This window comes from uncultured Litoreibacter sp. (genome assembly GCF_947487515.1).
GTDB lineage: Bacteria > Pseudomonadota > Alphaproteobacteria > Rhodobacterales > Rhodobacteraceae > Litoreibacter.
In genome coordinates, this window is sequence record NZ_CANKWO010000004.1 from 229,444 (window position 1) to 247,631 (window position 18,188).

The 18,188-nt window shown below is 57.3% G+C and carries 18 protein-coding genes; 9 read left to right on the forward strand and 9 right to left on the reverse strand.

Annotation, left to right across the window (positions count from 1 at the left end):
• Nucleotides 1-50 precede the first annotated feature (50 nt).
• Nucleotides 51-353, reverse strand: coding sequence for a hypothetical protein (locus Q0746_RS15125; RefSeq protein ID WP_298261754.1), 303 nt, complete (start codon nucleotides 351-353; stop codon nucleotides 51-53).
• A 141-nt stretch (nucleotides 354-494) separates the two neighbouring features.
• Nucleotides 495-1,907, reverse strand: coding sequence for an efflux transporter outer membrane subunit (locus Q0746_RS15130; RefSeq protein ID WP_298261756.1), 1,413 nt, complete (start codon nucleotides 1,905-1,907; stop codon nucleotides 495-497).
• Nucleotides 1,908-2,040: 133 nt separating this feature from the next.
• On the opposite strand from Q0746_RS15130, the gene Q0746_RS15135 reads away from it, so the two are divergent.
• Nucleotides 2,041-2,211, forward strand: coding sequence for a hypothetical protein (locus tag Q0746_RS15135; protein ID WP_298261757.1), 171 nt, complete (start codon nucleotides 2,041-2,043; stop codon nucleotides 2,209-2,211).
• Here the strand turns inward: Q0746_RS15135 and Q0746_RS15140 are convergent.
• The 3 genes from Q0746_RS15140 to Q0746_RS15150 are packed head-to-tail and all read right to left on the reverse strand — an operon-like array spanning nucleotide 2,190 to nucleotide 6,314.
• On the reverse strand, nucleotides 2,190-4,382 hold the full coding sequence (locus tag Q0746_RS15140) for a PAS-domain containing protein (protein ID WP_298261759.1): 2,193 nt from the start codon (nucleotides 4,380-4,382) through the stop codon (nucleotides 2,190-2,192). The two genes, Q0746_RS15135 and Q0746_RS15140, sit on opposite strands and share 22 nt — an antisense overlap.
• A gap of 6 nt (nucleotides 4,383-4,388) precedes the next feature.
• Nucleotides 4,389-5,576: an FIST N-terminal domain-containing protein gene (locus Q0746_RS15145; protein WP_298261760.1), complete on the reverse strand. Its 1,188-nt coding sequence runs from the start codon at nucleotides 5,574-5,576 to the stop codon at nucleotides 4,389-4,391.
• A 36-nt stretch (nucleotides 5,577-5,612) separates the two neighbouring features.
• Nucleotides 5,613-6,314, reverse strand: a complete 702-nt coding sequence (locus tag Q0746_RS15150) for a response regulator transcription factor (protein WP_298261762.1) — start codon at nucleotides 6,312-6,314, stop codon at nucleotides 5,613-5,615.
• Between the two features lie 248 nt (nucleotides 6,315-6,562).
• Between Q0746_RS15150 and Q0746_RS15155 the strand changes: the two genes are divergently transcribed.
• The 4 genes from Q0746_RS15155 to Q0746_RS15170 are packed head-to-tail and all read left to right on the forward strand — an operon-like array spanning nucleotide 6,563 to nucleotide 10,801.
• The gene (locus tag Q0746_RS15155; protein ID WP_298261764.1) at nucleotides 6,563-7,084 is read left to right on the forward strand and encodes a carbon monoxide dehydrogenase subunit G; all 522 of its coding nucleotides are present in this window, start codon (nucleotides 6,563-6,565) and stop codon (nucleotides 7,082-7,084) included.
• Nucleotides 7,085-7,127: 43 nt separating this feature from the next.
• The gene (locus Q0746_RS15160) at nucleotides 7,128-7,613 is read left to right on the forward strand and encodes a (2Fe-2S)-binding protein (protein WP_298261766.1); all 486 of its coding nucleotides are present in this window, start codon (nucleotides 7,128-7,130) and stop codon (nucleotides 7,611-7,613) included.
• 22 nt (nucleotides 7,614-7,635) lie between these two features.
• Nucleotides 7,636-10,005, forward strand: coding sequence for a xanthine dehydrogenase family protein molybdopterin-binding subunit (locus tag Q0746_RS15165; protein ID WP_298261768.1), 2,370 nt, complete (start codon nucleotides 7,636-7,638; stop codon nucleotides 10,003-10,005).
• Nucleotides 10,006-10,018: 13 nt separating this feature from the next.
• Nucleotides 10,019-10,801 carry a xanthine dehydrogenase family protein subunit M gene (locus Q0746_RS15170; protein WP_298261769.1) on the forward strand — a complete coding sequence of 261 codons (783 nt, stop codon included), beginning with the start codon at nucleotides 10,019-10,021 and terminating at the stop codon, nucleotides 10,799-10,801.
• A gap of 94 nt (nucleotides 10,802-10,895) precedes the next feature.
• On the opposite strand, the gene Q0746_RS15175 is transcribed toward Q0746_RS15170, so the two are convergent.
• Genes Q0746_RS15175 through Q0746_RS15185 form a run of 3 tightly spaced genes read right to left on the reverse strand, consistent with a single transcriptional unit; the run spans nucleotide 10,896 to nucleotide 13,648 of the window.
• Nucleotides 10,896-11,555, reverse strand: a complete 660-nt coding sequence (locus Q0746_RS15175) for a GntR family transcriptional regulator (protein ID WP_298261771.1) — start codon at nucleotides 11,553-11,555, stop codon at nucleotides 10,896-10,898.
• 3 nt (nucleotides 11,556-11,558) lie between these two features.
• The gene (locus Q0746_RS15180) at nucleotides 11,559-12,563 is read right to left on the reverse strand and encodes a Gfo/Idh/MocA family oxidoreductase (protein ID WP_298261773.1); all 1,005 of its coding nucleotides are present in this window, start codon (nucleotides 12,561-12,563) and stop codon (nucleotides 11,559-11,561) included.
• Entirely contained in the window at nucleotides 12,560-13,648 is a 1,089-nt protein-coding gene (locus Q0746_RS15185) for an isocitrate/isopropylmalate family dehydrogenase (protein ID WP_298261775.1), read from the reverse strand. The genes Q0746_RS15180 and Q0746_RS15185 overlap by 4 nt, the downstream gene beginning before the upstream one ends.
• An 85-nt stretch (nucleotides 13,649-13,733) precedes the next feature.
• Between Q0746_RS15185 and Q0746_RS15190 the strand changes: the two genes are divergently transcribed.
• From Q0746_RS15190 to preA, 4 genes are all read left to right on the forward strand, one after another.
• Nucleotides 13,734-14,024, forward strand: coding sequence for a putative quinol monooxygenase (locus Q0746_RS15190; RefSeq protein ID WP_298261777.1), 291 nt, complete (start codon nucleotides 13,734-13,736; stop codon nucleotides 14,022-14,024).
• The gene (locus tag Q0746_RS15195) at nucleotides 14,021-14,818 is read left to right on the forward strand and encodes an N-acyl homoserine lactonase family protein (protein ID WP_298261779.1); all 798 of its coding nucleotides are present in this window, start codon (nucleotides 14,021-14,023) and stop codon (nucleotides 14,816-14,818) included. Before Q0746_RS15190 ends, Q0746_RS15195 begins: the two co-directional genes overlap by 4 nt.
• 86 nt (nucleotides 14,819-14,904) lie before the next feature.
• Nucleotides 14,905-16,248 (forward strand): NAD(P)-dependent oxidoreductase, encoded by a 1,344-nt coding sequence (locus tag Q0746_RS15200; protein WP_298261781.1) that lies wholly within the window; start codon nucleotides 14,905-14,907, stop codon nucleotides 16,246-16,248.
• A gap of 1 nt (nucleotide 16,249) precedes the next feature.
• A complete protein-coding gene (gene preA / locus Q0746_RS15205; protein ID WP_298261783.1) occupies nucleotides 16,250-17,554 on the forward strand; it encodes an NAD-dependent dihydropyrimidine dehydrogenase subunit PreA in 1,305 nt (434 codons plus the stop codon).
• 3 nt (nucleotides 17,555-17,557) lie between these two features.
• On the opposite strand, the gene Q0746_RS15210 is transcribed toward preA, so the two are convergent.
• Complete coding sequence (locus tag Q0746_RS15210; protein ID WP_298261785.1) at nucleotides 17,558-18,178, reverse strand: TetR family transcriptional regulator C-terminal domain-containing protein; 621 nt, start codon at nucleotides 18,176-18,178, stop codon at nucleotides 17,558-17,560.
• Nucleotides 18,179-18,188: the final 10 nt, after the last annotated feature.

An 18,188-nucleotide genomic window follows, 5' to 3' on the forward strand; every position in this document is an offset into this window, starting at 1 on the left:
CTATTGATGAGCGGTATATCGCCACCAAAACTGGGGCGGATATTGGGGCATTAGGTCGTTGAGATATCTCGATTCTGTGGTGACAAGCTGTCCGCCGCCTGTCTCTTTACAGACTCAGGCGGGGGCATAAAATCTAGGCTGACTTGACCGTTTACTGAAATAAAGGCATTTCCTTCAATACTGATGAGGATCGCGGCCTCAATTGCGATCCCAATATTGAGAGGAATACAGGTGAGCAATTGGATCAGACGGCGACCACGCCGCGCATTGGCCATTGGGTTGGCCTTTCTAACAATCACATCACTCGCAAGCGTGCCGTTTGGAGCATCGGCGCAGGCCGTGAGTTCGGTCACGACCACGGGGACGGGCACCTATGTTTGCACGCCCGCCGGTTTTGGCAGCAAGTCGCGCTGCTACATTCGGTAAGAAAAGGCCTGCCTCAGCGACGGCAGGCCATTCTTATGGCGCGATGGGCCCTCGCTAATGGGCTCACGCTAGTTTGCAGCGAGCACCACATCGTGGAGCCCCAAAGGATCCGCTTCAAGGGCAGGGGGCTGTTGCTCTAGTGGGGATGAGGCGCCATTCGCCATCCAGCCGCGCCCAGTCGCCACCTGCAACCGCATCCAGCTTAACCCGTAGTTGCGCATCGCATCCGCAAGGGCCAACCGGTTATTGGCATTTATGCGCTCTGCATCCAACACATCAGTGAGGGTGGTTTCGCCCAATTGGTAAGACTGACGCGACAAGGTCAGTACAGTCCGCGACGCCGCCGCCGCTTGGCGCAGATGTTGAATCTGCAAATTCCAGTTCCGGCACAGCGTTAAGGCGACCTGCACCTCTTCCACCGCATTCAAAACAGTTTCGCGCCACGCAAGCTCTGCCTCGCGGGCATTGGAGGCGGCAACCTGCATACGGCTGCGCAATATCCCTCGGTTAAACACGGGGACAGTCACGAAGGGGCCAAAGGACCAGAAATCCACGGTGCCCGCCCCCATGGTTCCGGACAATTGGAGCGATGGGTAGAGTTGCGCTTCCGCCACACCTATTTGTGCTGTGGCCGCTGCAAAACTACGTTCGGCGGCCCGTATATCAGGGCGGCTGCGCAGTAAATCGGCTGGCAAGCCGGTCATGGTCACCCCTGAAGGGCGCGGCTGGCGGGCCCCTGATTGCATAGTGGTAAGCAGGGGGGCCGCAGGTTCCGCCAGCAATGTGGCGATGCGGAATACATTGATCTCGAAGTTGGCGACCATGATCGGCAATGGGGCTTGCGCTGACGCCAAAAGTGACATGGCTTGCTGCACTTCCAACTCCGTTGCCTCGTTGACCGCGCGCCTTTGGTTCACAATCGCCAATGTCCGGCGACGGCTGGCGATGGCCTGACGTGTTATCGCGGCCGCTTCTTGATAGTAGCGGGCCTGCATATAGCTGTTGGTTAAATCGGCAAGATAGGCAAGCCGGACCGTCCCCGCGTCAAATTGCGCTGCGTGGTAATTTGCGACAGACCGCTCTTGGCCGCGGGAAAACCCGCCAAATATATCAATAACATAGGCCGCATTGATGCTTGCGCTCTTTGAGCTTTGGGTTTGGACCTCATTGCCTTGCCGTTGCACATTCGACGAAAGCGCCCCTGTTGTTTGCGCGTTGACGCCAGTTTGCCCCAATGCGGCATCGGCCGCCACGATGTGTTCCAATGCGGCGCGCACACTTAAGTTTTGAACCACGCCGCGCAAGACAAATTCATCTAATAGAGGGTCGTTGAGACGCTGCCACCATGGGTCAATCGGGGCCTCCGCCAAGGGGGTTGTCCCCCCAAGCACAAACTCTGGCGCCAGATTGATACTGGGTATTTCAAAGTCTGGACCTACGATTGAGCAACCTGCCAATGTGATGGCGCTACTCAGTGTCATGAACGCTTTTATCATCTGCTCTGCCTGCTAGAAATTGAGATTTCCTTATATTATTGAGGTATTTTGCAAATCGAATTGTGGCGAATTTGGGGCGAGGAAAAACATTGCCTAAGTTCTGATGGGGGCAGTGGGCATGAAAACAGCCGCTCTTGAGGTGAAATTGAGTGCCAAAACAAGCGATGCATCGAAAGCTGCCCTCAAAGAATTTTGGGCAGATTATCCGTCGGTTCTCACCGCATCGCAGTTTGCCCGAAGCCCCAAGCGCACCATTGAGATCAGCGCCTATGAGGCTGTCGGAACCTGAGACAGAAAACTGCGCAGCCGGTCTGGGTTGATCGGCTTTTCCAGCAGACAAAGGGACATTCGTCTGCAGGCGTCTTTCAGGTCCTTGCTGCGGTTGGCCGAGACAATCGCAGTAGGCACCTGTGCGTGCGTCTTTGACATTTCGGCGTAGAATTCGATCCCCGTTTGTCCGGTTCCTAGGTGGTAATCCAGCAGCATCGCATCTGGCACCAACTCGATTTCTGCCAAAAGATCGCGGGCGTCTTCGGCAGTTGCTGCGTGAATGACGGATGCACCAAGACCTTCGATCATTATCGTCATTGCACTGGCCAACTGCGGGTCGTTCTCAACCAGCATCAAGAACAACCCACTGAGATCCGATTGCTCTATCTGCGTCGCGTCAACGCGGGGCTGGGGGGCACTATCTACAAGCGCAACAGTCACGGAAAAACAGCTTCCAACATTGGGCTGCGACCAGAGGTTTAGGTCATGCCCCAGCCCTTTGCAGGCGCGCTCGACAATCGCTAGCCCCAATCCTAAGCCCGCGTCGCTGCCGCTGGCCTCGATGCGGTGGAACTCTTGAAAGATTGCCGGTTGATCCGCCTCGCTGATGCCGCGGCCTGTATCCCACACCTCGATTTTGGCAAAGTCACCGATGCGGCGCACCCCAACCAGCACGCGCCCCGTTGAGGTGTAGCGGATGGCGTTCGAGACGAGGTTCTGGATAATGCGGCGAAGGTAGCCCGGATCGCTGTTAACCATCAAGGAGCTATCAACGATCCTCAACTCCACGCCTTTCGCCAGTGCGTAGGGTGTCAGCTCGTCTCGAAGGGGGGCGAATATCTGGGCCAACCCGATGGGATGCACGTTGAAAACCGCCTTGCCAGCATCAAGTTTGGAGATATCCAACAGGGCCTCGATGATCTGTTCGGCCCCCACGAGGGCGGTTTCGGTTTTGGCAATCACTTGCAAGGCGTCCGCGCTGCCCACCTTGTCGGGCAAAGACGAGACGAACAGCTTCGCCGCCGACAATGGTTGCAACAGATCGTGACTGGCGGCAGCGATGAAGCGGCTTTTGGAGGCATTGGCGCGCTCGGCCTCTTGCAGCGCAACCCCCAGTTCACGGGTGCGGTCCTGAACGCGGCGCTCGAGTTGTTCGTTCATTTCGTATAGGGCGCGCGCGGTTTCGCGCTCTGCAGCGACATCGGTGAAGCTGATCACAAAGCCGCCGTCGGGCATGTCTTGCGCAAATACATTGAAGAACTGGCGGCCCTCGCGGCTGACTTCAAAGGTCAACGGGTGGCGCCGGATTGTGTGATCCGCCCATTTTTTCAAGTGCTCTGCATCAATCCCTTCGTGGAACTGCAGCCCGTCGCGCAGCCGGTCCAACAGCATTGCGAACCCCATGCCAATTGCCGCGCGGTGCCCCCGTGGGGCCAGCATCCCGTCCATCTTTTTGTTCCAGCCGACGAGGATTTGGTTGTGATCGAAGATACAGACACCTTGATTAAGGTGATCCAGTGTTGCTTGCAGCATGGTGGCCTGCTGGTCGCGCATCTTGTCACGTTCTTGGCGCTCCATGCGAATGATTTCGGTGACATCGGTTTGCAGAATGACCGTGCCGCCCTGCGCGGTGCGGTGTTCGCTGACCTGCAACCAGCGGTTCCAGAGCAGCTTAACATTGAAAACCACATGCGCGTCGCCGTGACGCTGCATACGTTGTGCCGCCCAGCCGTCGGGCCGCGTGCCGTCAGGCAGCGCCAGATACTGGCTGCCAGAGATCAGGGTGACGTAATCTTTAAAGTGTAGCCCTGCCACTAGATGCGCGTCGATATCGACCAAGTCACGGCAAAAACGGCTGTTGAACAGGACGAGTAAATCATCCTTGTCAAACAGCGCAAAGCCCTCGTTGATGGTCTCTATCGCCTCCGTCAGATTGGAGCGCGCGGTTTCTGTTTCGACGTTTGCGACCTCGAGGCGGGCGTTGGAATCTTGCAGCAGGTCCAGCGTCCGCTCCAATTCCCGTGTGCGTTCTCGAACCTGTGTTTCCAACAGGGCGGCGCGTTCGAACTGTTGATAGGCGAGGCCGGATTGTTCGCTTTTTTGCTCGACGCGGCGCATCAAGGATTGCGCGATCTGGAGCAGCTTTTCGTTCTGGCGCTCGACTGAATCGGCTGGATTTATCAAGGACATAACGAGTTAATCTTGGGTGTCGGATGACGCATAGAAGGCCACACCGCTCATGGTGTGGTTCACATGCAGCGGGCCGATCTGTTCCCCATAGGTCGAGAAACCTGTTACGCGGTGCTTGGACAAGATGTCGGATACATCGCGGCTCATTTGGGTTTGCTCGGCCTCAATGCGGCGCAGCAGGCAGTCACATCCGATGATATTGGCGGGCGGGCCGTCGCAGGAAAGCTCTTCCAGCTTGCGACTTAGATGGGTGGCCATGTTGTCGGGCTTGGCTACGGTCAGCACCATGCCTTCGTCGATCGCGGAAAAGAACACCAGTTCACCGTCGTCATTGACCTGCTGGATCGCGCGAACATGATGCGAGTTTCCAATGCGGACAACGACAGGATGCGACGCAAAGGTGAAGCGGTCCAGCTGCTCAGGGTCCTTGCCGACAATTCGGGCGTATTCACGGGCTGCGGGCTCCGCGTTGATCGATTTGACCACGCGGCGCATAGGATCAGCGGCGGTGACAACCATCTTTTGGTCCGTTGGGACAAGGTGATCCAAGCTGAACACATGGGCGCGGTGGGTGCTGCGCATTAAGGTCAGCACCGCCGCATTACTGGCAATCACGCCGTTTAGCGCCACAAGCGTGTTGCCAAAATCGACCCCGTCACCTGCCGAGCCGCCAAAAATGGGCATATCGCGCAAAGCAGGGGAGATCGTGGCGGCCAAAGTGTCCTCGCTTAGCGACAGGCCATCGACAATCAGGAAAGCGAACCCGTGCTCCATCGCCTGATTGCGGTCGTGCAAAGTAACACGCTCCAGCGCGATGGTGTCGATTAACGGCTGCGCTTGCAGGTTTTTAATGCCTTCAATCAAGATTGGTTTGGTTGCAAAACCTGCCTTGGGGAAGCCGATGGCAACGATGAGCCCGTCGTCATACCCGCTGGCCCCAATTTCGCCGGCGGTGGTACACGCCACAACATCGGTGTCGGGAAAGCAGACCTGCGCTTGCGCCACAACATCGCTGAAATCAGCTTGAGGGGTCACAAAAAGGGTGACCAGATCAAGGGGGGCGGACCCCAGATCAAGTTTCAACTGCCGCAGGGCTGAGGGCGCTGTCCAAGGGGTCTGTGCCGTGCACAAAATACCCGCTTGGCTGTTCGCGCTAAGCGCGGCCTTTGAATAGGATCCACCTTCAGGCAACATTGATCGCGATACTCCCTAGGCCAAAAGATAGGGCGTTCAACTTGAACTTGGCAAGACACTTGCGAATTTGGCATTCTGCGCCACCAAAACCGCCTGCGTTCTGCTTTGCACCCCGAGTTTGCGCATGATCGCAGTGACATGCGCTTTCACGGTGGTTTCGGCAATCGACAGGTCAAAGGCGATTTGTTTGTTCAGCTTGCCCTCACAGATCAGTTCGAGAATGCGGGCTTGCTGATTGGTGAGCGAAGACAGGCGCGATATGGTTTCTCCGGTTTGCTCCGAGGCGGGGCTGTCCACAAAACCCGCGGGCTTGAACACCTGACCGGCGGCAATCTGCTCGAGCGCATTTTTAAATACCGAACGGCGGCTGTGTTTGGGAACAAACCCCGACGCCCCCGCTTTGATCGCCCCGTTTATGATGGCGTTATCCGTCATTGATGAGACGATGACGATTGGCGATTTCTCCACCTGCCGCTTCAGGCGCATCAACCCGTCAAGGCCACTGACATCCGGCAGATTGAGGTCAAGCAAGATGATAGCGGGCGGGGCTCGCTTCTCCAGTTGGGCCAAGGCCACATCTAGGCATTCAGCGGTCACAACCTCTTCAAAATGTGCCACTGATTTCAACGTCAATTCCAACGCATCGCAAAACAAAGGGTGATCATCGATGACCATCGCCCAGCCGCGGGGCAACTGCGGTGTGGTGGCGTGTGAGGAAGGCGGGAAATGCGATGTCATGGCACCACTCTAGCGTGTCAAACCGGCCTTGGTCACCTGCCAAATAGTCTTAGTCCCATACCGCATTTGACGCTTGTCATATGGGGCCGACAGCGCCAACACTATGGGCCACACCAAACAGAAGCTCGGCTGGGCTCACCCACGCCGCCTGAATGTTTCAATGTTGCAGGTGCATCTACACCCTAAGTCTCATAGGCGGGGGCGAATTGGCTTCGTAGACTAACCACAAACGAGGAATAGAACCGACAATGAATTTGAGTGACAGCCGCGAAATCAACGCTGATGTGGCAACAGTTTGGGCCGCTTTGTTGGACCCGGAGGTGCTGAAGGCCTGTGTGCCAGGCTGCAAGGAAATGGCGGGATCCGCCACTGAAGGGTATGAGGCGACGGTGGTCCAGAAAGTTGGCCCCGTAAAGGCGACCTTCAAGGGGGCCGTCCATATGAGCGACATGATCGAGCCGCTCAGCATGACGATTTCCGGCGAAGGCAAAGGTGGTGCGGCTGGCTTTGCGAAGGGCGGTGCCGACGTGCGGCTAGAGGCCCAAGGCGACATCACCGTATTGCACTATGACGTTGAGGCAAAGGTCGGCGGCAAGCTGGCGCAGCTCGGGTCTCGTATCATTGACGGGTTTGCCAAAAAGATGGCCGATCAGTTTTTCAACAATTTCCAAGACGCCGTCGGCGCACCAGAGGCCGATGATGAAGATACGGTCGCCGGAGGCAATGACGACACAAAGAAAAAGGGCTGGTTCAAACGGCTGGTAAGCTGACGACCCGCACCCAGACGACAAAGATATCCACGGGAGGATAGGAATGACCAAAGTTTCGATGACCATCAACGGGAAGCAGGTATCGGGCGACGTGGAAGGGCGCACATTGCTGGCGTCTTTCTTGCGCGAGGACCAACGTTTGACCGGAACGCACATCGGGTGCGACACCTCACAATGCGGGGCTTGCGTCGTGCATGTGGATGGCAAGGCGGTGAAATCTTGCACAATGTTTGCCATTGAAGCCGACGGCGCACAGGTTGCAACGATTGAAGGCCAAGCCGCCGAAGACGGAACGCTGAACGCTATCCAAGCCGCATTTCAAGAGCACCACGGACTGCAATGCGGGTTCTGTACACCAGGGATGGTGATGTCAGCGGCAGCCTTGCTCAAGGAAAACCCCAAGCCGTCGGCCTCTGAGGTGCGTGAATACCTTGAGGGCAACATTTGCCGCTGCACGGGATACCACAATATCGTCAAGTCAATCATGGCCGCCTCTGGTCAAGACGTCAGCGCCATCGCTGCCGAGTAATCGAATTCTGGGAGGAAATTCTATGCCTAAAGATGGTGGAATTGGTGCGCCAACGCGCCGCCGCGAGGACGTCCGCTTTTTGACCGGTACCGGTCAGTATAGCGACGACATGAATGTATATGGCCAAACGGTCGCGGTCTTTGCCCGCTCGACGGTGGCCAATGGGGTGATCAAAAGCATCGACACGTCCGCCGCCGCGGCCATGCCGGGGGTGTTGGCCGTGTTCACTGGCGAAGATTTCGTCGACGTGGGGGGGAACCCTGCGGGATGGTTGATTAACTCGCGCGATGGCGAACCGATGAAAGAGCCCAAGCGCCCTGTGCTGGCCCACGGCAAGGTGCGCCACGTGGGCGACGCCTATGCGGCCGTTATCGCAGAAACCACAGAACAAGCCAAAGACGCGGTGGAGGCCATCGAGGTTGACATCGAAGAGCTGCCGGCCGTTGTAAACATGAAGGACGCATTGTCGTCGACCAACTATGTGCATGATGAAATCGGCACCAATCAGTGCTTCGACTGGGGGTGGATCGAAGACAACCGCGCCGCCACAGATGCTGCCATCAAGGGCGCGCATCACGTCACAACGCTGGAGCTGGTCAACAACCGTCTGGTGCCAAACGCGATGGAGCCACGCTGCTCCATGGCGCAATACAACCGCGCCAATGACGAATACACACTGCACACAACCTCGCAAAACCCGCATCTCACTCGGTTGCTGATTTCTGCCTTTGTGCTGGGGATTCCTGAAAACAAGCTGACCGTGATTGCGCCTGACGTAGGCGGCGGCTTCGGCTCCAAGATCTATCACTACGGCGAAGAGGCCTTGGTGCTGGCGGCGGCCAAGAAAATCGGGCGGCCCGTGAAATGGACTTCGGATCGCACCGAGGCCTTCCTGACCGATGCGCATGGTCGTGACCATGTGACCACGATTGAGCTGGCCTTGGACGCCGAGGGCAAGTTCCTCGCCTTCCGCACCGAAACCATGGCCAATGTTGGCGCCTATCTGTCGAACTTCTCGACCGCGACGCCGACTTTCCTGCACGGCACATTGATGGCGGGCAACTACACGGTTCCCAATGTCTATGTGAATGTGAAGGCGGTCTTCACCAATACGGCACCTGTTGACGCATATCGTGGCGCTGGGCGTCCGGAGGCGACGTTCTCGTTGGAGCGGGTCATCGACAAAGCGGCCCGCGAAATCGGCATGGACCCGATTGAGCTACGCCGCAAAAACTTCATCAAGCCGGATCAATACCCCTTCGCCAGCGCGGCAGGTCTGGAATACGACAGCGGCAACTACGACGCGCTGATGGACCAGATGGAGAAAGTCGCGGATGTGGCGGGCTTTGAGGCGCGCCGCAAAGCGTCCGAGAAAAACGGCAAGCTGCGCGGCTTTGGTGTCAACGCCTACATCGAGGCTTGCGGCATCGCGCCATCGAACCTTGTGGGGGTCCTTGGCTCCCGCGTGGGGCTGTATGATGCGGCAACCGTTCGGGTGAATGCCACGGGCAATCTGTCGGTCATGGTAGGGGCGCATTCCCACGGCCAAGGCCACGAGACCGCATTCCCGCAAGTCGTGGCTGAAATGCTGGGCATCGATCCGCAAAGCATTGATATCGTGCATGGTGATACGTCCAAAATTCCGTTCGGGATGGGGACATATGGCTCTCGCTCTTTGGCGGTTTGTGGCTCTGCAGTGGTGCGCGCGACCGAGAAGATCATCAACAAGGCCAAGAAAATCGCGGCCCATATGTTGGAAGCCTCCGATGGCGACATCGAGCTGACTGACGGTGTGTTCTCGGTGGCGGGTACGGATAAATCCGTCACCTTTGGCGAGGTGGCTTTGAAGGCCTACATCCCGCATGAGTTCCCCCTTGAGGACATCGAGCCGGGCTTGGAGGAAACCGCATTCTACGATCCGGCCAACTTCACATACCCATCGGGCGCCTATTGCTGCGAGGTCGAAGTTGACCCTGATACTGGCAAAGTATCCGTCGAGCGGATGACCGCCGTGGATGATTTCGGCAATGTTATCAACCCGATGATCGTGACAGGGCAGGTGCATGGGGGCTTGGGGCAAGGCATCGGTCAGGCGTTGTTGGAAAACACCACCTACGACGAGAACGGCCAATTGCTAAGCGCGTCCTACATGGATTACGTGATGCCGCGGGCGGATGATCTGCCATTCTACACCGTTGATCATTCTCAAGGGAATGCCTGTACGCATAATCCATTGGGCGTGAAAGGCTGCGGCGAGGCGGGGGCGATTGGCTCCCCTCCAACAGTCGTCAACGCTGTGATCGACGCATTGCAATCGGGCGGCAAAAACGTCACCCATATCGACATGCCAATGACCCCACACCGCGTGTGGTCGGCCATGCAGAACGCTTGAAGGAGGAAAGCACATGTATGCATTTGACATAGAGCGCCCTGCAACTGTGGCCGAAGCGGCAGCAGCCCTCGGCAACGAAGATGCGCAAGCACTGGGGGGCGGGCAAACCCTGATCCCCACGCTGAAGCAACGTCTGGCCAGCCCAGAAAAACTGGTCTCGCTTACCGGCGTGGCCGAGATGCAAGGCATCACCTCAAACGGCGGCACATTGACCATCGGGGGGGCAGTCACCCACGCTGACGTCGCAGGCGACGGTAGCTACAAGGCTTTGTCGGAACTGGCGTCGAACATTGGTGACCCTGCGGTGCGCAACCGTGGCACCATTGGCGGGTCTTTGGCCAACAATGACCCCTCGGCTTGCTATCCGGCGGCGGCGTTGGCTTCGGGTGCGACCATCGTCACCAACACGCGCGAGATCGCAGCGGACGACTACTTTGTCGGCCTGTTCGAAACCGCGTTGGACGAGGGCGAGATCATCACCGCCGTGAAGTTCCCGATCCCCCAGAAAGCGAACTACCAAAAGTTCCTGCAGCCAGCATCGCGCTTTGCGCTGGTGGGTGTGTTTGTCGCGGTAACTGCAGACGGGGTGCGCGTGGCCGTTACGGGGGCGTCGAACGAAGGGGTGCACCGCTGGACGGCGGCCGAAGACGCGCTGAGTGCCAACTTCTCTGCGGATGCATTGGATGGCCTTAGCGTAAGTGCAGATGATCTGATCGCAGATTTGCACGGCTCTGCCGAGTACCGCGCGCATCTGGTCGCGGTGATGACCAAACGGGCGGTTGCAGCGGCGTCCTGAGCGGCGATTACACTAAACAGAGGGCCTCGCCAATTTGGCGGGGCCTTTTCAGTGTTAGGGCCGGCAGGATTGGGGCAGGGCGCAAAAACCTCCCCTAAAGACGCCGAAGCCCGAACTCCCGAATGAGATTGGTCAACAGGGTGCGGGCCTCCACACGGTGCGCGCGGTGGACGTCTTTGGCCTGCTGGGCATCCCCGCGCTCTATCGCGCAAAGCACCGCGCGGTGGTCTTCATTGGATTTAACCGGCAAGGGGCGCAAGGGCAGCGTCATCATACGGGCGCGACGCACTTGATCGCTGTAGCGGGCCACCACTTCCACCACGCGCTTGTTCCCCCCCAAGCGCACCAATTCGGTATGAAACCGGTCGTCGGCTTTGGCCCATAGGTTGCGGTCCTGTTTCGACAAAGCTGCGTCCATCTCGTCTATGCAGTCTTGGGCGACTTGGAGGTCCTCTTTGGCGTATCCGATCTCTGCGGCCCGTTGCGCCGCGAGGCTTTCAAGCTCGCATAAGACGTCATAGATATCCGCCATGTCTTCTGACGAAATCGGCAAGATACGCACCCCGCGACGGGGTTGAACTTCGACCAAACCCTGCGCCTGCATGGTCAAGGCCGCCTCGCGAACTGGGGTGCGGGACATGCCCAGTTGATCAGCCAAATCGGCTTCGTAGTGGTTCGAGTCCGGTGGAAGATCGCCGCTAAATACCATTTCTCGCAGGCGTTCTAGGGCCTGTCCGGTTTGCGATTTTCCCACGTTCTAGACCTCCACGCGCATTCTGCTTTGTGAGGAACGGTAAATTGCGTCCTCTACCTCCCGAACGAACAAATAGTCAGACGCTTCATTTTCGAAGGGTCTTCCGTCCATCAAACCTTCAAAAACGTGTAGTTGCAACGAAAAGACGCAGTCTCCGGCAAAACCTAGCCAAGCCATTTCGGGCAGCACGACCTTGCTGTCGGTCTCGCCAAAGCGGCGTAGATGCAAGGCCCCGTTACCCGTCAAAGTCAGGGTTCCCTCGGTCCCTTCAAAGAGGCCTTCGCCCAAGGTGAGGCGGTGGTTTTTTGCTGCGTGATCCAAGTGACGGTTGCCATCAAACAAGGCGCGCTTCCCGTCCGCATATTCAAAAAGCACATGGCCCGCATCTTCGCCGGCAATGGCGGGGTTCAGGCGACGAAGATCCGCATAGACTGCTGTGGGGCGCCCGAACAGGTAGCGAAACGTATCAATCCAATGGACCGCTGTTTCATGGATCAATAGACGCGGCATTGTTTGGAAGTAGGGTTGGCGGTCCAGATAAGCGTCGGGGCCTTGGCCGTCGCCCGTGCGCAGCCGGAAACTTAGCTGCATTGGGGTGCCGATTTCCCCTTGGTCGATCATCATTTTTGCTGCCCGATACCAAGGTTGGAAGCGAAAGTTTTCGTGAATGATCAAAGGGATATCTGCGGATTTTGCCAGCTCGGTGACCTCTTTGGCTTCCTCCAGTGATGTGCAAAAGGGCTTTTGGCAAATGATGGCTTTTACGCCCGCAGCGATACCGGCTTTGATGGCCGTTGCATGGGTTGGCGGCGGGGTGATGATGTCCAAGATATCCGGCTGCGTTGCAGACAACATATGATCTAGATCGGCAAACGCCGTGGCTCCTGTAGCCTCGGCTTTGTCTAGGTCTTGATCACAGGCCCCAACCAGATCGACCTCCTTCATACGGCGCCACGCCCCGTAGTGAAAGCGCGCGAAGTAACCTGCGCCGAGGCAGGCGACCTTCATGTCAAACGCGCAGCAATCGCAGCTGCGGCCTCCGTGGTGCTGGCAGTGCCGCCCAAATCGCGTGTTACACCGTCCCGATCGGCAATGGCGGCCTCGACGGCCTCTCTCAGGCGGACGCCGTCCGCAGCCATCTCGGGGTTCGAATGGGTGGCCCCCAGCCAGTCGAGCATCATGGCCGCGGATAAGATCATCGCAAACGGGTTGGCGATACTTTGTCCTGCAATGTCGGGCGCGGAGCCGTGGCAGGGTTGGAACACGGCGTGATCGTCCCCAATATCGGCCGATGGGGCAAGGCCCAATCCCCCCATAAGCCCTGCGCCGAGGTCGGACAGGATGTCGCCAAACATATTTTCGGTCACCATGACGTCGAATATCCACGGCTTCTCGACCATCCACAATGCGGTTGCGTCGACATAGGCGTAATCGGCGGCGATCTCGGGGTGGGTTGCGGCTTCTTCGTCGAACATTTTGCGAAAGAAGGCGAAGGCGGCAAAAACATTGGCCTTGTCAACGCATGTTACCCGCCCGCTGCCGCGGCCGGCGTCTTTGCGTGATTGCGCCAAGTTGAAGGCGAATTTGAACAGTTTTTCCGAGGTGTCTCGCGTGATTTTGAGGGTCTCATAGGCTTCTTTGTCGTCGCGAACATCATGCGTCCCTTGAGAGTGGAACAACCCCTCGGTGCTCTCGCGGATGAGCACAAAATCCACGGGTTGGCCGCCGCTTAGCGCCAAAGGCGTGGGCTGGCCCGGTACAATTCGCACGGGGCGCACGCCGGCATAGAGCTTCAGTTCCTTGCGGATTTCGATCTGAGGCGAAATCTCAGTGCCATCAGGGTAGCGAACCGAAGGGAGACCCATGGCCGACAACAAGATCGCATCAGAGGCACGCGCTGCGGCCAAGGACGGCGAAGGCAGGCTTTCACCGTGTTTTGCATAATGGGCGGCTCCGGCGGGGACATTGTCGAATGCGAAGTCATAGCTGCCCGATTTGGCAGCCATTGACCTTAGCAATTCCACGGTCGGCTGCATGATTTCGGGGCCAATGCCGTCACCGTCGAACACGGCAATATTGAAAGTCTTTGTCATGGTAGAAAATTTCCGTCTTTATGAGTGGACGCCTAGCTTAACAATAACGTATACATTAACGTATGCAATAGAAAAGGACCGCAATATGTTTGCCGTCACCGTGACATTCCAAGTTGACCCTTCCCAAATCACCCCTTTCAAGGCGGCGATGCGGATAAACGCCCAGTCTACATTGACGCAAGAAGAGGGCTGCAGACAGTTTGATGTATGCACCACCCCAGAGCGCCCGAGCGAAGTGTTCTTATATGAAATTTATGACAACGAAGCGGCGTTCAAATCGCATATGACCACTTCACATTTCGAGGCCTTTGGGCAGGCCACCAAAGGCATGGTGATTTCCAAGGATGTGAAACTGTTCAGCGAGGTGCAGCGATGAACAATTGGCACGTTCACGCCTTAAAATACGCTGAACGCAATAGCCGAACACGCGCCGACAGTTTCATTTTCGACGACAACCATGATGCCCCTCATGCGATGGACTACTTTATCTGGGTCTTGCGCCGCGAGGGGGAGGTGATCCTTGTGGATACCGGTTATGACACAGAGGAAGCCAGCGCACGCGATCGTCCAATTCTGCGTGACCCGCGCGCGGCGCTGGCGCAAATCGGGGTGCAGGCCGAGGATATAACGCAGCTGATTGTTACGCATTTGCACTACGATCACGCCGGCGGGATTCACCTGTTTCCCAACGCAACGATTCACCTTCAAACGGCGGAAATGGCCTTCGCAACGGGGCCTTGCATGTGCCACGGCACCCTAAATGCGCCGTATAGCGCTGATCATATCTGCGAGGCGGTGAAGCGTGTGTATCAGGGGCGATGCGTTTTCTATGACGGTGATGGCGAGGTGTCGGACGGCGTCACGGTGCATTGTTTGGGGGGGCATTCCCGCGGCTTGCAAGCGGTGCGTGTGCGCACCGATGCGGGGTGGCTCTGTCTGGCCTCAGACGCCACGCATTACTACGAAAATGTGTTTGAAAATAAGCCGTTCCCCATCGTTGTTGATCTTCAAAACATGCTGGATGGCTTTGCCCGTCTACATCAGTTGGCCTCAAATCGCTCTTTGATTGTTCCGGGTCATGATCCGATGGTGACAAAGCTGTTTCCCCAAGATGGGCCGGAGTATTGTTGGCGCTTGGATCAAGGGGTGGCGAAGGCGTTTCCATATTAGAAGTTTGGCTTCTCAATATTTTACCAGTTGATAAAATTTTTAAATATGGCAATCTTTCACCGAAAGCTACGCAGCCCGGAGAGACCATGCCCGACGCCACGCCCCTTACATCCGGTATCGCACCGGGCCGATTGAGTGCTGAAACTCTGTCAGACAATTTTGATGATTTACATGCGGCCTATGCCCCCCATGAAGCGGCGGTTGCGGCGGATCGCTGTTACTTTTGCCATGACGCACCTTGCATGACGGCCTGTCCCACGGACATCGACATACCGCTTTTCATCCGGCAAATTCAGACAGGCACCCCAGAGGCGGCGGCGAAAACCATCCTCGGTCAGAACATTCTGGGCGGTATGTGCGCTCGGGTCTGTCCAACCGAAACTCTTTGCGAAGAAGTCTGCGTGCGCGAGGTCGCGGAAGGGAAGCCGGTGGAGATTGGCCGCCTGCAGCGCTTTGCCACTGACGCGTTGATGGCTGCAAAGAAACACCCGTTCTCCCGCGCGCCATCTACTGGCAAACATGTGGCTGTCGTGGGGGCAGGGCCTGCGGGGCTGTCTTGCGCACACCGATTGGCCATGCATGGCCATGACGTAACACTGCTTGATGCGCGGCCAAAGGCCGGAGGGCTCAATGAATTCGGGATCGCGGCCTATAAATCGACAGATGATTTCGCCGCGCAAGAAATCGACTGGCTGCTGAAAATAGGCGGTATCACCGTGGAAACGGGGCAGCGCCTCGGCGCGGAGCGAAATCTAGCCGATCTGCAAAATGAATTTGACGCCGTGTTTCTTGGCATCGGGTTGGCAGGGGTGAATGCCCTGCGCGCCGAGGGCGAAGATCAGGACGGCGTAAGCGACGCGGTCTCCTTCATCGCGGATCTACGTCAGGCAAGCGACCTGACGAAGCTACCGGTTGGGCGAAATGTCGTGGTGATCGGCGGGGGCATGACGGCGGTTGATGCTGCGGTTCAATCCAAACTGCTGGGCGCGCAGAATGTGAGCATCGTTTACCGGCGCGGTTTGGATCAAATGGGGGCCTCGACGTTTGAGCAGGACCTCGCAACCTCCAAAGGGGTTCGGATTATTCCAAATGCCCAGCCTGTGGCCCTTCATGGGAACGGGGCTGTGTCAGAGGCCGAGTTCGAATATACCACCAGCGACGGCGGCACGCTGAAAGGCACCGGCGAAACCTTCCGCTTAGAGGCCGACCAAGTATTCAAAGCCATAGGTCAATCCCTGGGAGGCGCCCCGGATACGCTGGATTTTGAGGGTAGCAAGATTGCAGTATCTGACACTGGCGCAACCTCGCTGAAAGGGGTTTGGGCCGGAGGCGACTGCGCCTCGGGCGGCGATGACCTAACGGTAACCGCCGTGGCCGAAGGCCGCGACGCCGCAGAAGACATTCACGCCACATTGACGGGAGGCAAGTAACATGGCCGATCTGACAACAGACTTCCTAGGTATCAAATCCCCAAACCCGTTCTGGCTGGCCTCTGCGCCGCCTACAGATAAGGAATACAACGTGCGCCGCGCCTTTGAGGCCGGGTGGGGCGGTGTGGTCTGGAAAACTCTGGGGGCGGAAGGGCCGCCCGTGGTAAACGTCAATGGCCCGCGATATGGCGCAATCTACGGGGCGGACCGCCGCCTCTTGGGGTTGAACAACATCGAGCTGATCACTGACCGGCCGCTGCAAACCAACCTAGACGAAATCACCCGTGTCAAAGCCGACTATCCCGACCGCGCAATCATCGTGTCCTTGATGGTGCCTTGCGAGGAGCAGGCGTGGAAAGACATTTTACCACTGGTCGAGGCCACAGGGGCAGACGGAATTGAGCTGAACTTTGGCTGCCCGCACGGCATGTCGGAGCGCGGCATGGGGGCGGCCGTGGGCCAAGTTCCCGAATACATCGAGATGGTGACACGCTGGTGTAAGCAATATTACTCCAAGCCGGTCATCGTGAAGCTTACCCCAAACATCACCGATGTGCGCAAACCGGCAGAAGCCGCGATGCGGGGCGGGGCGGATGCTGTGTCCTTGATCAATACGATCAACTCCATCACTTCGGTCAATCTCGATAGCATGAGTCCTGAGCCGTCGATTGACGGAAAGGGCTCTCATGGTGGCTATTGTGGTCCGGCGGTCAAGCCGATTGCCATGTCGATGGTGTCTGAAATTGCCCGCAACCCCGAAACCAATGGCTTGCCGATCTCTGGCATCGGTGGCGTGACAACATGGCGTGACGCGGCAGAATTCATGGCCCTTGGCTGTGGGAATGTGCAGGTCTGCACCGCCGCGATGACATATGGCTTCAAGGTTGTTGAGGAAATGATTTCTGGGCTGTCCGAATGGATGGACGAGAAGGGGTACTCCTCCACCAGCGATTTTGTTGGCATGGCTGTTCCCAATGTTACCGACTGGCAGTTCTTGAACCTGAATTACGTCGCGAAAGCCGAAATCGACCAAGATGCCTGCATCAAATGTGGTCGTTGCTTCGCGGCATGTGAGGACACTTCGCATCAAGCGATTTCAATGTCCGAGGAGCGCGTATTTGAGGTGATCGACGCGGAATGCGTGGCCTGCAACCTTTGCGTAGATGTCTGCCCGATTGAGGATTGTATCACGATGGTGCAAATGGAACCGGGCGAGATTGATCCACGCACCGGAAAGGTGGTTGAGGAAGAATACGCCAATTGGACCACGCACCCCAACAACCCCGGAGCCTGCGCGGCCGAGTGAAATCTAAGGCGTTAGTATCTTCAGGAAAATACCTTTCAGATAGGCTGGGGCTTCTTGAAACGGCTCCTCTTGCCCCAGCACCGCACGGACTTGCACGTCGAAATCGGCGTAGTGCTGGGTCAGTGACCAGATCGAAAACAACAGATGATAGGGGTGGACATGGGCGATTTGGCCTGTGTCCATCCATCCGCGAATGACGACGACCTTTTCGTCAACCAAATGCTTCAAATCCCCTTGCAGCGCGCTCAATATACGTGGCGCACCTTGCACAATTTCATTGGCAAACAACCGGCTTTCACGCGGATAGAGGCGGCTCATTTCCAGCTTGCGCTCGACATAGGCCAGAAGTTCGGGGATCGGATCGCCATGCGCGTCAAGGTCACGCAATGGGTCCAGCCACGTGTCCATCAAGCCGGATAGAAGCTCTGTGTGGATGGCGTCTTTGGAGGGGAAATAATACAGCAAATTTGGCTTGGAGAGCCCTGCCTGAGTGGCGATTTCATCAAGGGTCGATCCGCGAAACCCGTTGAGAGAAAACACGTCCAAAGCAGCGCCAAGTATCAAATCCCGATTGCGTTGTTGTATGCGGGTGCGCGGACGTCCGGTGTTTGTTCCGTCTGGCATGAAAAATGCC

Bases quoted from the DNA above. Each gene is read 5' to 3' on its own strand.
- Q0746_RS15130 (WP_298261756.1), bottom strand. From the start codon at position 1,907: ATGACACTGAGTAGCGCCATCACATTGGCAGGTTGCTCAATCGTAGGT.
- Q0746_RS15135 (WP_298261757.1), top strand. From the start codon at position 2,041: ATGAAAACAGCCGCTCTTGAGGTGAAATTGAGTGCCAAAACAAGCGAT.
- Q0746_RS15140 (WP_298261759.1), bottom strand. From the start codon at position 4,382: ATGTCCTTGATAAATCCAGCCGATTCAGTCGAGCGCCAGAACGAAAAG.
- Q0746_RS15145 (WP_298261760.1), bottom strand. From the start codon at position 5,576: ATGTTGCCTGAAGGTGGATCCTATTCAAAGGCCGCGCTTAGCGCGAAC.
- Q0746_RS15150 (WP_298261762.1), bottom strand. From the start codon at position 6,314: ATGACATCGCATTTCCCGCCTTCCTCACACGCCACCACACCGCAGTTG.
- Q0746_RS15155 (WP_298261764.1), top strand. From the start codon at position 6,563: ATGAATTTGAGTGACAGCCGCGAAATCAACGCTGATGTGGCAACAGTT.
- Q0746_RS15160 (WP_298261766.1), top strand. From the start codon at position 7,128: ATGACCAAAGTTTCGATGACCATCAACGGGAAGCAGGTATCGGGCGAC.
- Q0746_RS15165 (WP_298261768.1), top strand. From the start codon at position 7,636: ATGCCTAAAGATGGTGGAATTGGTGCGCCAACGCGCCGCCGCGAGGAC.
- Q0746_RS15170 (WP_298261769.1), top strand. From the start codon at position 10,019: ATGTATGCATTTGACATAGAGCGCCCTGCAACTGTGGCCGAAGCGGCA.
- Q0746_RS15180 (WP_298261773.1), bottom strand. From the start codon at position 12,563: ATGAAGGTCGCCTGCCTCGGCGCAGGTTACTTCGCGCGCTTTCACTAC.
- Q0746_RS15185 (WP_298261775.1), bottom strand. From the start codon at position 13,648: ATGACAAAGACTTTCAATATTGCCGTGTTCGACGGTGACGGCATTGGC.
- Q0746_RS15190 (WP_298261777.1), top strand. From the start codon at position 13,734: ATGTTTGCCGTCACCGTGACATTCCAAGTTGACCCTTCCCAAATCACC.
- Q0746_RS15195 (WP_298261779.1), top strand. From the start codon at position 14,021: ATGAACAATTGGCACGTTCACGCCTTAAAATACGCTGAACGCAATAGC.
- Q0746_RS15200 (WP_298261781.1), top strand. From the start codon at position 14,905: ATGCCCGACGCCACGCCCCTTACATCCGGTATCGCACCGGGCCGATTG.
- preA (WP_298261783.1), top strand. From the start codon at position 16,250: ATGGCCGATCTGACAACAGACTTCCTAGGTATCAAATCCCCAAACCCG.
- Q0746_RS15210 (WP_298261785.1), bottom strand. From the start codon at position 18,178: ATGCCAGACGGAACAAACACCGGACGTCCGCGCACCCGCATACAACAA.